Genomic DNA, 14830 nt, shown 5'->3' with positions numbered 1-14830 from the left:
CCAGAGACTCCACGGTCTCCGGGACCAACGGGAGCTCGGCGCGGCCACCGCCTTCAGGACGAGGTCGATGCGCTGGGCTTCCGGTTGATTCCGTTGACCCAGCGGAAGAGCAAGCGTATTCTAATGGAGAGGAAAGCAGACAATTCGATCAGGGAAGAACGAGCCGGACCACCGCGCCTTGCCCTGATTTGCGCGGCAAGCCCGGACGTTGCTCCCCTGGACTACGGGGGTAGTGTCATGTCTCGCATCCGCGGCTCGTTCGTGCCTTCTCTCTATGGCCATTTGCGCAGGGCCGCCCATGCGGGCGGCGGCTTACTGGCGCTGGCGCTGGCCGCCGGCCTGTTGTCGGGCGGCGCGGCCCGGGCGCAGGAAACCCAGATCATCTATCCCGGCTCGATGGCGGTCACCGGCTTCCCCGGCACCATCATCCCCGATTTCGACCAGGGCTTGCCGCCCGGCGTCGACCCCGTCGACGAAACCTTCATCGACACCTCGCGCGCCACCTTGCGCGTGTTCGACGTTTCGCACCTTGGCGGTCCGGCCTCGGGCCAGCTCGTCTTCACGCCGCCGCCTTTCGAGGTGACGGCGGGCCAGATCGGTGAGGTGTTCGGCCTGACCTATGATGACGGCGTGCGCGACGGCGTGCCGTCTGATATCCCCAACCTCTACGCCGCCGCAACTTCGCTGCATGGCGTCGAGATCGTCACGCCGGATGCCGACAAGGACGGCAGGCCGGAACGGCAGCGCCGCGGCACCGCGGGCGCCACCTTCATGGATGGCCAGTTCGGCACCGAAAACGGCGGCGGACCGGGCACCATCTGGAAGATCGACGGTATCTCAGGCCAGGTCGCCAAATTCGCCGACATTGATACCAATAGCGGGCCCGGCATCGGCAATATCACCTTCGACCCCGTTCATCGCCAGTTCTTCGCATCCGACCTCGACACCGGCCTGATCCATCGCATCGACGCCGGCGGCAGACTGGTCGACACGTTCGACCACGGCGTCGCCGGCCGCCCGGCGCATGGGCTGGCCCCCGTCGCCGACGATGGCGCGGTGATGGATATACAGGGCGCGGCCTTCGACACCGAAGACCCCGACAGCTGGGGCTACACCCAGGACGAGCGCCGCGTCTGGGCCGTCTCCTATCATGGCGGCCGGCTCTACTATTCGGTCGGCGAAAAATCCGAAATCTGGTCGGTGGGCATTGCCCGCGACGGCACCTTTGCCGGTGATCCGCGCTGGGAACTGACCGTGAAGGCCGACAAGGACTACGCCGTCACCGATATTGCCTTCGACAACAGCGGCTTCATGTATCTCGCCCAGCGCGGTCCGGTCGAAAACCGCTATGATTACAGCCGGTTCGCCGATTCCGGCAAGGGCGAGGTGATCCGCTACTTCAGAGAGGATCCGGACGATCCGACGACGGAATCGGTCTGGGTGGAAACGCCGCAGGAATACGCCGTCGGCTTCCCGCAGGGCAACCGGCAGTCGGCCGGCGGCCTCGACCTGCAATATGGCTATGATTTCGACGGCAATCTCGACACCTCCGTCTGCACGCAGACCTTGGTCAACACCGGCGACAAATTGCGCGACAATCCCGAGCTTGCCGAAAAACTCGCCGCGGGCGGCCCGCTCGCCGTGCATGGCGTGCAGATCACGCCCAAGGACCTGGTCAAGCCGGCCAACGTGCCGCCCTTCGGCTCCTGGTTCGTCGATTTCGATGGCTATTTCGAAGACCCCGAAGTGGAAGGCCATGTCGGCGACGTCGCCGTCTGGCATCCCTGCGAGGGCCGTGCCGGCTATTATGAGGAAATACCGGGCGGCTATGAGCCACCCTTCTACCCGCCGGACTTCCCACCGCCCGGCAATCTGCCTCCGTGTCTCGATGTCGAGGACGTGCAGTATTACTGTACGCCGCGCGGTCTCGAGGCCGATCTCTATCTCCATGACCATGCCGGCTTCGGCGGCTATTCGATCAAGGTCCAGTCCAGGACGCCAGGCGTCGGGGTGACCTCGCCCATGTCGCATGCACCGGGCAAGCCTTACACGATCGACATCACCGGCCACTATCCGGGCGACCGAGTGGATGTCGGGCTGTGCTTCTACAGGAAGTCCGACAAGGACAAGGGTGGCTACTACCCTTGCTGCAAGATGACCTTGCCGCTCCGCACCCCCGCCGTCAGTTGCGAACGTTGAGGAGGCAAAGATGAACATTCTTGCCCTGTCCTCACCCGTAAACGCTCAGCAAACCGTCATGGAGACGATCATGAAACCCCTGTCATATGCCAGGCGCGGTGCGCGCTGGCTGATGGCGGCCGGTATCGCGGTCGCCACGCTTGCTCCCGTGCAAAGCCACGCGGAAGACGCCACCCCGATCACTCCGGAACTGAGGCTTGACCTCGACAATTCGCGTGTCGTCAACCCCAGGCCGGAGCGGCTGGTCCCCTTCTTCACCAAGAAAGGCACCCAGCGAAGCTGCGACTATGTCCTCTATTCGCTGAGCTTCGGCCTGCGAGGCGATCCGCGAGGTTTTGCCGATCCGGGCATGATAGCCCTGTTGAAGAAGCTCAAGATCGAGTTCAAGGACCAGCTTCCGCACGGCTTGGCCATCGTCGGTGCGACTGTCTCCGGAGACGGCACGGACGCCTCCGGCGGACCGCTGGCCGGCGTTTCGATCAGCACCTCGGCAAATCCGAACGACACGGCCACGGTCTCCGATTTCCGGCTCTCCGCCGCCGATATCGACGGCGCCGGAGCCGCCAATGAGCGCGTCATCACCTTCCAGATCACGGCCAAGATCGACCATGCGGCGTTTCCGTCGCCGACCACAGTCGACAATCAGGGCCTGATCAAGGTGAGCAACGAGGCCGGCACGGGCACCATCATCCCGTCGCAGGATCCGGGCAAGCCCGATGACGGCGACTTCAAGACCGGCGCGAAGACCTCGATCCGCATCGACCTTACCAACTGTGACAAGCGGCCTCCGCCGCCCACCGACCATGAATGCTTCAAGGTCGAGCGCGGCACGGTCGACTGCGTCCCCGGCGGTGGCGCCTTCATCTACCACATGCCTGTCGGCCCCGAGATGGGCGGCAAGTGGGTGCAGGTTTCGACGACCTCACCAGGCATCACCATCATCCCCGACACCCAGAAGGTGCCGGCGGGCGGCGGGGTGCTCAACTGGAAGATCGTCGGCGCTTCACCCGGTGACGTCATCCATCTCGTCGTCACCGGCATCGAGACCTATGCCGGGCCGAAGGAAGGCTGGGGCCTGTGCTGCACGCAAACCATCGACATCATCATCCCGCGTGACCAGAGGTGCCCGCCCAAGGACAAGGAACCCGACCTCAAGGTTGAAAAACATGCTGATGTCACACGCTGCACGATGGGTGGTGGCTGCGACTTCACCATCCGGGTCACCAATGTCGGCACCGCGCCCTACAACGGCAAGATCGCGCTCGACGAGGTGACGCTGCCGGCCGGCTCGACGCTCGATTCAGGGCCCAATCCGCCCTGGGTCTGTGCGCCGGGTACCACCCCGATGACGTGCACCTATCCGGTCACTACGCTCAATCCGGGGGCCTTTGTCGACCTCAAGCTCGGCTTCAAGCCGGCCGGAGGCTGGCAAGGCAGCGTGCTGCGCAACTGCGCCACCTACAATTACGGCGCCAGCGGCAAGCCGCTGTTCGGCAGCCAGGCCAATGACCGTGGCTGTGCCTCGATCCCGATCTGCCGCCGCGGCGACCGCAACCCGGAGTGCCAGCCGCCGGTCGAGAAGAAGGTCGACCTGATCCTCAAGAAGCGTGCCCGCACCGAAGTCTGCACCGCCGATGGCGTCTGCACCTTCATCATCGACATCATCAACAACGGCACATCGACCTATAACGGGCCGCTGACGGTGATCGACAACTACCCCAGCGGCGCGCCGACATCCTCGACCTTCGGGCCGAGCCCGCCCTGGACATGCGGCCCGAATGGCCCTGGCCAGTTCCGCTGCGACAATGCCGGCATCTCGCTGCCGGCGGGCGCCTCGACGCCGATCTTCGTCAAGGCGGTCGTACCAGCCGGCTACCGGTCCGACACGGTCGAAAACTGCGCCGAGGTGAAGGCAATCCCCGGTGAGGTCGACCTCACCAACAACAAGGCCTGCGCCAAGGAACGCATCCGCCATCCCAATGGCGGCCAGCCGACCTTGCGCATCACCAAGGTGTGCAACGGCTCGCTCGCCGGTGCGTCGCTGGTTTCCTGCCGCATCACCGTCAGCAGCGTCGGCACAGCCGCCCCCACCGGTCCGGTGCGGGTCAACGACGCCGCCACTTTGGTGTCGGGCGGTGCGCCCGTCCAGATCCAGACCGTCACCCCCGACGGCGCGGAATGGGCGTGTGGACCGGTTCCGGCCAACACGTTGTCGTGCCAGATACCAGGCGCCGTCATGACGCCCGGAACCTCCAGGCACTTCGACGTGACGGTTTCGGCCAATGGCGAGTTCGAGAACTGCGCGCGCGGCTCCTATGGCCCGGCGCAGGGCGACGACGTCGTCTATCCGATCGGCCAGGCCTGCGCCAAGGGCGGCGGCTCCTCGACCATCCGTGTCGAGAAGACCGGCGACCGCGAATGCAGGCTCGGCCAACCCTGCTCGTTCGACATCACCATCACCAATGACGGGACGAGCCCCTTCTCCGGTCCGGTTCGCATCGGCGATGCGATCGGCGTGGAAGGGCTTGGCCGGCTCGAAGGCGTCGAGATCACCTCGATCGACCCGCCCTTCGGCTGTTCGCCGGAGCCGACGACCCTGCCGGCCTCCTGCATAGCCAACCTGACGCTCGGCGCTGGCGAGAGCCAGTCACACCGCGTGACGGTTGTCATCCCCGACGATGGGCGTCTCGCCAATCTGCAGGGCAACGTCGATGGCCAGAACTGCGTCGGCGTGCTCTCTCCCGACACACGGGTGCAGGGCGGCGGCGACGTGCTGTCCAGGGACGCCACCAATGTGCAGGGCGATCGCGGCAAGGCCTATGCGTGCCATCCCTTCATCATCACGCATGAGGTGAAGAACCAGTGCTCGCCGGGCTTTGTCATGAACGATGCCGGCAGATGCGTCTGCCCGGAAGGCACCACCTTCCGCAACGGCCAGTGCACGGGCGGCGGCACCAATGTTCTGCCGACGCCTCCGCCGAAGCGCTGCGTTCTGCTGGAAGGCCAGATCCGCACCGAGGACGGACGCTGCGTCTGCCCGCGCGGCACCGCACTCGAGAACGGAAAGTGCGTCAGTACCGACCAGCCCGAGCAGTGCACCATCCGCGGTCAGATCCACAATGCCGACGGCGATTGTGTCTGCCCAAGGGGCACCGAGGTGCGCAACGGCGCCTGCCGTCCGCTCCGGCCGAAGCCCGAGCAGTGCACCATCCGTGGCCAGGTCCACAATGCGGATGGAGACTGCGTCTGCCCGCAAGGGACCGAGGTGCGCAACGGCGCCTGCCGACCTGTCCGGCCGAAGCCCGAGCAGTGCACCATCCGTGGCCAGGTCCACAATGCGGACGGGGACTGCGTCTGTCCGCAGGGGACCGAAGTGCGCGACAGGGCCTGCCGTCCGATCCGGCCGAAGCCTGACCAGTGCACGATCCGTGGCCAGGTCCCCGACGCCAATGGCGATTGCGTCTGCCCGAGAGGCACGGAGGTGCGGGACGGCGCCTGCCGGCGCAAGCAGCCGCAACTGGAGCAGTGCGACATACGTGGCCAGATCCACAACAAGCGCGGCGAGTGCGTCTGTCCGCGTGGGACCGAGGTGATCGACGGCGCATGCCGCCGGCCCAGGCAGCAGGAGGAATGCGCGCCAGGCTCGCAGATGATCAACGGCCAGTGCCAGCCGATCATCAGGCGGCGTTGCCCGGAAGGTACGATCGGGCGGTATCCGAACTGCCGGCCGATCCGCGGTCAGCCGTCTCTGGAGCTCAACCCGGGCCAATTGCTGCAATTGCTGCCGCGGCGCCAGCAGAGCGACCAGCAACAGGATCCTGCTCCAAACAGAATCCTGAAACTCCAGCAGCAGTAAGTCTGCGCTTCACCGAACGAGAAACCCGCCGGAGCAATCCGGCGGGTTTCTTCATGATCCGCGCAGGCGGTGGATTTGGCGGCCGAGGACCAGCGCGCGCCGCGACGTTACCCCTGCCTGTGGAACCGCCATACTTGCGCCCTCGACAAGTCGCCGGGAGCGCTTTAGGCAGTCGGTTTGGGACGACCGTATGAAAAGGGCGTCCGGAAAGGCCTCGAGATGAGCAAAAAAACCTTGATCGCACCGTCGGTGCTGGCATCGGATTTCTCGAAGCTCGGCGACGAGGTCGAGGCGGTGGCGGCGGCCGGTGCCGACTGGATACATCTCGATGTCATGGATGGGCATTTCGTGCCCAACATCACCTTCGGCCCACCCGTCATCAAGGCGATCCGCGACCGCACCAAGGCCTTTTTCGACTGCCACCTGATGATCGCGCCCGCCGATCCCTATCTGGCCGCCTTCGCCGAGGCCGGTTGCGACGGCATGACGGTACATGCCGAGGCCGGGCCGCATCTCGACCGCTCGCTGCAGACCATCCGGAACCTCGGCAAGAAGGCCGGCGTCTCGCTCAATCCGGCGACGCCGGAAACGGCGATCGAATATGTGCTGGACCGGCTCGACCTGATCCTGATCATGACCGTCAATCCGGGTTTTGGCGGGCAGGCTTTCATCCCGGCAATGGTCGACAAGGTAAGAAGGGTCAGGGCGTTGATCGGCGACCGGCCGATCCGCATCGAGATCGACGGCGGCGTCTCTCCGGAAACCGCGCCTCTGGTCACCGCGGCCGGCGCCGACGTTCTGGTGGCCGGTGCCGCCATCTTCAGGGGTGGCAGTGTCGACGCGTACCGCGCCAACATCGAAGCGATCAGGACGGCGGCCGACAAGGCCGCCGGCTAACTCTGCGTCATCGCCCGGTTCTCAATCCCTTTAGGCCGACTAAGAACATGGTGCGGAGACGGCCCTTCGGCGTCCCGGCCGAATCAAATCCGTACGGAAAGCCTGATTCGGCCGAACCTTGCCGCTGTCTTTGCGCGCGACAGAAAAGATGCTCTCACGGGAACAAGGAAGCAGATAATCCTGCGTGCATAAAACACGTTAAGTTTCTACTGGTTGTAGAGATATACGAATTCCCGCGATCGGACGGCGCATCGGGTATATTTCTTTGTTCTAAAGTACAATAGCGCGATCTTCTGCTTGAGCAGCGCAAGTGCGGCGCTATATGATACATGTACAGAAGGGGAATTTTCGGACTCGAATTGCCCAAGATGACAGTTGGGGACAAGGAGTCGCTTTTGACATACGGAGCTGCCAACCTGAACGACGACGGCACGGGAGCCAAGAGTACGCTTGCCAGCACGGTCTATCATCAATTGCGTGATGATCTTCTGAGCGGCGCTCTGGAAACCGAAAGCAAGCTGCGCGTCGAGTGGGTCGTTTCCAAGTATGGCGCCGGTGCCTCTCCGGTTCGCGAAGCCCTCAATCGTCTTGCCTCCGAAGGTCTCCTTGGTCGCCACGACCAGCGTGGCTTCTTCATCATGCCTGTCAGCGCGAAGGAGCTCGAGGAGCTGACGCGTACCCGCTGCTGGCTCGAGGAGCGGGCGCTGCGCGAATCGATCGCCCACCGCACGGCCGAATGGGAAGAACAACTGGTGCTGGCGCTGCATCGCCTCGGGCGCGCCTCACGGCTTTCGCCGCAAATTAGCTCGTCGCTCGATCCGGACTGGGAGAAATTGCACCGCACCTTCCACCGGGTGCTGATCTCGGCCTGCCGTTCGCACTGGCTGGTGGGATTCTGCGATCAGCTTTCCGATCACGCCTACCGCTACCGCCAGATGGCCAATGACGGCGAGAACGTCCAGCGCGACGATTTCGCCGAGCACCGGCTGATCGCCGAAAATGCGCTCGACGGAAACGCGGATGGCGCCGTCCAGGCCCTGATCGATCACTACCAGCTGACCGCCGCCATGTGCATGGAACGCTTCAAGCAAGACGAGGCGCCAAAAGCCGCCGCCGTTCCGGGCCGGCGCATCCATCGTTGACGGCTGTCTGATCGTCGCGCTTGCTGTCCTATCCTTTTTCAATCTTTCGGTAGACGGGTGCCGCGGGCAGCCGTCCGCGGTCTTGACGGCAGGGCTGGGAAACGCGAACGCTTCGCTCGCGTGCCGACCCGAACATGGCCGGTGCGCCAGTCGCGGCCACCCCAGGAAGTTTTCATGAGCAATCATCTGTTCGATGCATTCCGGTCCCGGATGCCGGCGCCCGGGCGTCTGCTGATGGAGACCGATGATGGACGCTCGCTCACCTATGGCGACATGCTGGCGCGCTCGGCGCAGCTTGCCCATGCGCTGCTGCAAATGGATGTCGCGCCCGGCGACCGGGTTGCCGTGCAGGTCGAGAAGAGCCCGGAGATGGTTCTGCTCTATCTCGCCTGCGTGCGCGCCGGCGCCGTCTTCCTGCCCCTCAACCCCGCCTATACGCTGGCCGAGCTCGGCTATTTCTTTGGGGATGCCGCGCCTCGGGTGATCGTGTGCGACCCGGCACGGTCGGCGGATATCGCGGGGATGGTCGAGCCGTCCGGTGCCGTCGTGGTCACGCTCGACCGCGATGGCCAAGGATCGCTCGCAGACCAGGCATCGCGGCAGTCCGGCGATTTCCATGATGTCGAGCGCGGCGCGGACGACCTTGCGGCGATCCTTTACACATCGGGAACGACCGGCCGTTCGAAAGGCGCCATGCTCAGCCACGAGAATCTCGCCTCGAACGCCCGGGTCCTGGTCGAGCAATGGCGCTTCACCGGGGATGACGTGCTCATCCACGCGCTGCCGATCTTCCACACGCACGGCCTGTTCGTCGCCACCAATGTCGTCCTGATGGCCGGCGCCTCGATGCTGTTCGAGCAGAAATTCGATGCGGGCCGCATCGTCTCGCTGCTGCCGCGCGCCACCGTTCTGATGGGCGTGCCGACCTTCTACACCAGGCTGTTGCAGCAGGAGGGCCTGGACCGCGAGGCGACGAAAAACATCCGTCTTTTCGTCTCTGGCTCCGCGCCGCTGCTGGCCGAGACGCACAAGGCATGGCACGATCGTACCGGCCACGCCATCCTCGAGCGCTACGGCATGACCGAGACCAACATGAACACCTCCAATCCCTATGACGGCGAGCGGCGCGCCGGCACGGTCGGCTTCCCTTTGCCGGGCGTGTCGCTGCGCATCGCCGATCCCGAGACCGGCAAGCCACTTGCCCAGGGCGAGGTCGGCATGATCGAGGTGAAGGGGCCGAACGTCTTTGGCGGTTACTGGCGCATGCCGGAGAAGACCAAGGCGGAATTCCGCGCCGACGGCTTCTTCATCACGGGCGACCTCGGCACGATCGACGCCGATGGCTACGTCCACATTGTCGGTCGCGGCAAGGACCTGATCATATCAGGCGGCTACAACGTCTATCCCAAAGAACTTGAAAGCGAGATCGACGCGCTCGACGGCGTCCTGGAAAGTGCCGTCATCGGCCTTGCCCATCCCGACTTCGGCGAAGGCGTCACCGCCGTCGTTGTGCGCTCGCCAGCGTCGCGGATCAGCGCGGCCGAGATCCTCGACGCCATCGCCGGCCGCATGGCGAAGTACAAGCATCCGAAGCAGGTGATCTTCGTCGACGACCTGCCGCGCAACACGATGGGCAAGGTGCAGAAAAACTTGCTTCGCGACACCTACAAGGATCTCTACGCTTACAAAGCCGGCTAAGTGGACATTCCGCTTCGGCGCGCGAACGCCGGCTCAGGCCGAGTACAAGAGTTCGACCACATGGTCGGCGATCGCCAGGCTCGCCGTCAGGCCGGGGCTCTCTATGCCGAACAGATTGACGATCCGGCCCGCGCCGTGATCGGCCGGCCCCTGCACCAGGAAGTCCGCGGCGGGCTGCCCGGGTCCCGAGAGCTTCGGCCTGATGCCGGCATAGGCAGGCTGCAGGGCGTCGTCGGCAAGGTCGGGCCAATAGCGGCGGATCGCCTCGTAGAAGACAGCACTTCGGCCGGGGTCGACCGTGTAATCGACACCGTCAATCCATTCGACGTCAGGGCCAAAGCGTGCATTGCCGGCGAGGTCGAGCGTCAGATGGACGCCGAGGCCGCCCTCGACCGGGACCGGATAAATCAGCCGTGAAAAGGGCGACCGCCCCGGAAGCGCGAAATAATTGCCGCGCGCCAGCCACTGCCGGGGGATGAAATCCCCCGGGAAGCCCTCAATCCGCCCGGCCAACGCCTGCGCATCGAGGCCAGTGGCGTTGATGAAAGCGCCGGCCGTGAGGGTGAAGGTCTCGCCACTGGCATCACGTGTATCGATACGGATCCCGCCAGCTTCGATCGTCGCCCCGGCAATGGAAGTGAGGAAAGCGAAGGATGCACCGGCCGCTTCGGCGTCGCCGCGCAGCGACAGCATCAGCCCATGGCTGTCTATGATGCCGGTCGATGGCGACAGCAGCGCGCCGGCACATGTCAGTGCCGGTTCCAGCCGCTCCGCCTCGCCGCGCGTCAAAAGCTCGACATCGTCGACGCCGCAGCGTTTCGCATTGGCCTCGATCGCTCGCAGCCCTTCCGCCTGGACGGGCTCGCTGGCGACGATCAGCTTGCCGGCGCGGCGATGGCCGATATTGTGTTCGGCGCAGTAGGCGTAGAGAAGCCGGCGGCCTTCGACGCAGAGCCGGGCCTTCAGGCTGCCGGGTGCATAATAGAGCCCGGCATGGATGACTTCCGAATTGCGCGAACTGGTGACGGTGCCGATCGCGTCGGCTTTCTCGATCACCACCACCTCGTGGCCCGACAATGCAAGCGCCCTGGCAATGGCAAGCCCGACGACGCCTGCTCCGGCGACGACACAATCGATTGTCTGCATGGCCTCTCGCTCTCAGCGGGGAGCGACAGCCTCGAACACCTTGTCGCCGCCGATCCAGACGCTTCCTATGCCAAGATCGTCCGACAGCGCAACGATGTCCGCCGCCGTGCCATTGGCAAAGCGGCCCAGCCGGTGCGACTGGCCGATCGCCTGCGCCGGATAGAGCGAAGCCATGCGCAAGGCTTCGGAAAGTTCGATGCCGACGGTGCGGTGCATGAACCGGATGGCCGAGATCATGTCGAGGTCGGCGCCGGCCAGCGTGCCGTCGGCAAGTCTCAGGCTGCCATCCCTGCGGTAGATCGTGCGGCCGTTCAGCGTGAACGACGTCATGTCGGTGCCGATCGTCGCCATCGCGTCGGTGACCAGCACGATCCTGCCCGGCCCCTGCTTGGCATCGAGCGCGATCCTGATCGTTGCCGGATGAACATGGATGCCGTCGGCGATCAGACCGGCCGACAAGGCACCGACATCGATGGCCGCACCCGCCAGTCCGGGCTCGCGGTTGCCGATCTGGCTCATCGCGTTGAACAGATGCGTGACCACGCTGGCGCCGGCCTCGGCGAAGGTTTTTGCCGTGGCAAAACCCGTGTCGGAATGACCGAGGCTGACGATGATTCCGGCCTTGGCCAAGGCCGCGACGCGGGCCGGATCGACGGATTCCGGCGCGATCGTGGTGAGCAGCACCGGCAGCTTGTCCCGCGCCGCGATCAGCATGGCCTGGTCGGCATCCGTCATCGGCCGGATCAGCGCCGGATCATGCGCGCCCTTGCGGGCGACCGACAGATGCGGACCTTCCAGATGCAGGCCTAAAAAGCCCGGCACCCTTTGCAGCGCTGCCGCTTCGCCCGCGGCGATGGCGGCCGCGGTGATCGCGGGTGTGTCGGTGATCAGCGTCGGCAGCAGCGCCGTCGTGCCGAACGGCGCGTGCGCGCGGCAGATGGTTTCGATGGAGGCGACATCGGGATGGTCGTTGAGCATAACCCCGCCGCCGCCATTGACCTGGATGTCGACGAAGCCCGGCACCAGCATGCCGCCGCCCGTGTCGACGATGCGAATATCGGAAGCGATGGCGCCAGCCGGCACGATGGCCTCGACGAGGCCCTCACGCACGACAAGGGCGGCACCTTCATGCCAGTCGTCGCCGTCGAAAATGCGGGCGCCGGTCAGGGCAAAACGGTCGCTCATACGGTCTCCGTCACCTTGCGAAGGTTGCGCGGCGCATCCGGATCGAGGCCGCGATGGCGGGCAAAGGCCTCGACGAACATGTAGAAGGAGACGATCAGCGTCAGCGGATCGGTCAGCGGATGACCGGTGGCGACATGCGGCAGCCGCGTGGCGCGGTTGGCGAGTGCCGAGGTGACGAACACCGGCGCGCCTTTGGCCGCCAGGCTGTCGGCGGCTTCGGCGACGGAGGGCTCGGACGCATCGCGCGCGGCCAGCGCCAGCACCGGAAAGTCGGGGCCGATCAGCGCCAGCGGGCCATGCATGACCTCGGCCGCGCTATAGGCCTCGGCATGCATCCCGCAGGTCTCCTTGAATTTCAGCGCTGCCTCGTTGGCCATCGCCGCCGACGGGCCGCGTCCGAGAATGAACAACGACTTCTGCTTCTCGATCGTTTCGGCCAGCACGCTCATCCAGTCGCAGGCGATCGCCTTGCCGAAATGCTCGGGCAGGCGTGCAAGCGCCGCAAGCAGCGCTTCGTCGCCGGTCGAATGCGCCATCAGGGCAAGACCGGCAACGGCGGAATTGATGAAGGTCTTGGTGGCCGCGACGCTGCGCTCCGGTCCGGCCAGGATGTCGATGGCGAAATCCGAGGCGCGCGCCAGCGGCGAATCGGCGGTGTTGGTGACGGCGATGGTCAGCGCGCCGCCGGCCCTTGCGGTTTCGGCCATGGCGACGATGTCGGGGCTCTTGCCCGACTGTGAGATCGCGAGACACGCCGAGCCCTCAAGCCTGAGCTTGCGGCCGTAGATCGAGGCGATGGAGGGGCCGACAGAGGCGACGGCAAGGCCGGCGGTCAGCTCGACGGCGTATTTCATGAAGGTGGCGGCGTGGTCGGACGAACCGCGCGCCACGGTGACGACGAAATGCGGGTCGCGTTCCCGGATGCCGCGCCCGGCTTCGGCCAGCACGGCGCCGGAGCCGTCGAGCAGGCGGGCGACGGCCTGCGGGATCTCCTCGATCTCGCGCTGCATATGAGTGGTGTTGGCAATCATGGTCGGCCCTCTTCGCTCGGCCCTGTCAGCCGCAGTTCGGCGACGAAATCATAGGCGTCGCCGCGGTAGATGGAGCGGGTGAATTCGATCACCTTGCCGCTCGCCAGATAGGAAATACGCTCGATATGCAGGCCGGCAATGCCCGGCGGCACTTCCAGCAGGCGCGCGTCACTGTCGCCGAGATTGGCGGCGGAGATACGCTGCACCGCCCGCACCGGCCGGTTGCCGGTCAGTTCCAGCGCCGCGTAGAGCGAGGAGCCGATGCCGGCCGGGTCGGGCAGCACGCTGGCCGACAGTGAGGCGCGCTCGATGGCCAGCGGCGTGTCGTTGGCGATGCGCAGGCGCGCCACGCGCGCCACCAACTCGCTCGATGACAGGCCGAGCACCATCATCTCGTCGGGCGAGGGGGCGTAGAGGCCGCGATCAAGCCAGGCCGAACGCACGGCCATGCCGCGCCGCGCCATGTCCTCGGTGAAGGAGGTCAGCCGCGACAGCGACTGCTCGACGCGTTCCATGCGCGGCGCCACGAAGGTGCCGGAGCCATGGCGCTGCACCAATATGCCGCCCTTGACCAGGTCCTGCACCGCCTTGCGCACGGTGACGCGGGAAATATCGGCCTTGGTGGCGATGTCGCGCTCGGACGGCAGCGCGTCGCCGGGCCCGATCAGGCCGCGATTGACGGCGTCCTCGATGCTCTTCCTGAGCTGCAGGTAGAGCGGCGCGCCGCTCTGCGAGGATTGCTTGAGCGTGGCGAAGATCTGGTCGGCGGCATCGCTCATCGTGCGGCCTCCGTCCTGGCGAACAGGCGCGCCGCCATCTGGACCGCACCGCCGAGCGCATCGTCGAGCGGTTCCTTCAGCAGCGCGCGATAGCGTGGCGACAGGCGCGGCGCATAGAGCGGCGCCAGCCCGCCGAGCAGGCAGAGCGGCGCGGCGGACGCGAGGTCGAGCGCGCCGAGCGAGGCCTCGACATCGGCGACCGCCCTGTCGAGGATCCAGTTGGCGACGATGTCGCCTTTCCCAGCGTGTTCGAATACTTTCGGCGCGAAGCCACCGAAATCGCCCGGTTTGGCGTTGGTGGTGAACTCGACCACGTCCTCGGGATTGTTGCGGAAAACGGCCATCATGCTGTCGGTCAGCGGCGAGGCCTGGCGCACGCCGTCATGCGCGAGCAATGTCTGTTCCAGGAGGTCGCGGCCGATGCGGGCGCCGCTGCCCTGGTCGCCGACCTGGAATCCCCAGCCGCCAATGGCGCGCGATTTGCCATCCTTGCGTGCCATATAGGCGGTGCCGGTGCCCAGGATCGCCATCGCGCCGTCACCGGAACCGACCGCGCCTTCGAGCGCGATCTCGGCATCGGTCTCGACGCGGCTGGTGCTGAACGGCAGGATCGCCTCGAGCTGCTGCCGGTAAGTGCCGACATTGGCGCCGGCAAGCCCAAGAATGGCGGGTGTTTGCGGAATGAGCTCGGGATCCTGACCAGCGGCGATGAAGGCCTGCCGCGCCGCGTCGACGATGTTGGCGCGCGCCCCGGTAAGGTCAGTGCGGATGTTGGCGGCGCCGCTTTTGGCGCGGCCGAGCACGATGCCGTCCACTGTTGCCAGGGCGACTCTGCAGCTGGTGCCGCCGCCATCGATGCCGAGCACGAATTTCACGCGATTTCTCCTCCGCGCCGAT

General features: G+C 65.6%; 10 protein-coding genes. 5 read left to right on the top strand and 5 right to left on the bottom strand.

What is annotated here, in order from left to right; all coding sequences use genetic code 11:
• Positions 1–237: 237 nt before the first annotated feature.
• The 5 genes from FJ948_RS08855 to FJ948_RS08835 all read left to right on the top strand — a co-directional run bounded on the left by FJ948_RS08855 (position 238) and on the right by FJ948_RS08835 (position 9792).
• Positions 238–2199, top strand: a complete 1962-nt coding sequence (locus FJ948_RS08855) for a hypothetical protein (RefSeq protein WP_140703406.1) — start codon at positions 238–240, stop codon at positions 2197–2199.
• A gap of 10 nt (positions 2200–2209) precedes the next feature.
• Positions 2210–6055 carry a DUF11 domain-containing protein gene (locus tag FJ948_RS08850; RefSeq protein WP_140703404.1) on the top strand — a complete coding sequence of 1282 codons (3846 nt, stop codon included), beginning with the start codon at positions 2210–2212 and terminating at the stop codon, positions 6053–6055.
• A 219-nt stretch (positions 6056–6274) separates the two neighbouring features.
• On the top strand, positions 6275–6952 hold the full coding sequence (gene rpe, locus FJ948_RS08845) for a ribulose-phosphate 3-epimerase (RefSeq protein WP_140703402.1): 678 nt from the start codon (positions 6275–6277) through the stop codon (positions 6950–6952).
• Positions 6953–7347: 395 nt separating this feature from the next.
• A complete protein-coding gene (locus FJ948_RS08840; protein WP_140703400.1) occupies positions 7348–8094 on the top strand; it encodes a GntR family transcriptional regulator in 747 nt (248 codons plus the stop codon).
• 174 nt (positions 8095–8268) lie between these two features.
• A complete protein-coding gene (locus tag FJ948_RS08835) occupies positions 8269–9792 on the top strand; it encodes a malonyl-CoA synthase (protein WP_140703398.1) in 1524 nt (507 codons plus the stop codon).
• A gap of 33 nt (positions 9793–9825) precedes the next feature.
• Here the strand turns inward: FJ948_RS08835 and FJ948_RS08830 are convergent, their stop codons facing one another.
• The 5 genes from FJ948_RS08830 to FJ948_RS08810 are packed head-to-tail and all read right to left on the bottom strand — an operon-like array spanning position 9826 to position 14808.
• Complete coding sequence (locus tag FJ948_RS08830; RefSeq protein ID WP_140703396.1) at positions 9826–10938, bottom strand: NAD(P)/FAD-dependent oxidoreductase; 1113 nt, start codon at positions 10936–10938, stop codon at positions 9826–9828.
• 12 nt (positions 10939–10950) lie between these two features.
• Positions 10951–12123, bottom strand: a complete 1173-nt coding sequence (gene nagA, locus FJ948_RS08825) for an N-acetylglucosamine-6-phosphate deacetylase (RefSeq protein ID WP_140703394.1) — start codon at positions 12121–12123, stop codon at positions 10951–10953.
• Positions 12120–13154 carry an SIS domain-containing protein gene (locus FJ948_RS08820; RefSeq protein ID WP_140703392.1) on the bottom strand — a complete coding sequence of 345 codons (1035 nt, stop codon included), beginning with the start codon at positions 13152–13154 and terminating at the stop codon, positions 12120–12122. Before FJ948_RS08820 ends, nagA begins: the two co-directional genes overlap by 4 nt.
• Entirely contained in the window at positions 13151–13933 is a 783-nt protein-coding gene (locus FJ948_RS08815) for a GntR family transcriptional regulator (protein WP_096452258.1), read from the bottom strand. Before FJ948_RS08815 ends, FJ948_RS08820 begins: the two co-directional genes overlap by 4 nt.
• Positions 13930–14808: an N-acetylglucosamine kinase gene (locus tag FJ948_RS08810; protein WP_140703390.1), complete on the bottom strand. Its 879-nt coding sequence runs from the start codon at positions 14806–14808 to the stop codon at positions 13930–13932. Before FJ948_RS08810 ends, FJ948_RS08815 begins: the two co-directional genes overlap by 4 nt.
• Positions 14809–14830: the final 22 nt, after the last annotated feature.

Source organism: Mesorhizobium sp. B2-3-12 (genome assembly GCF_006442205.1).
Lineage (GTDB): Bacteria > Pseudomonadota > Alphaproteobacteria > Rhizobiales > Rhizobiaceae > Mesorhizobium.
Note: the sequence above shows the minus strand (reverse complement) of the source record. Positions and strands in the feature narration are given on the sequence as shown.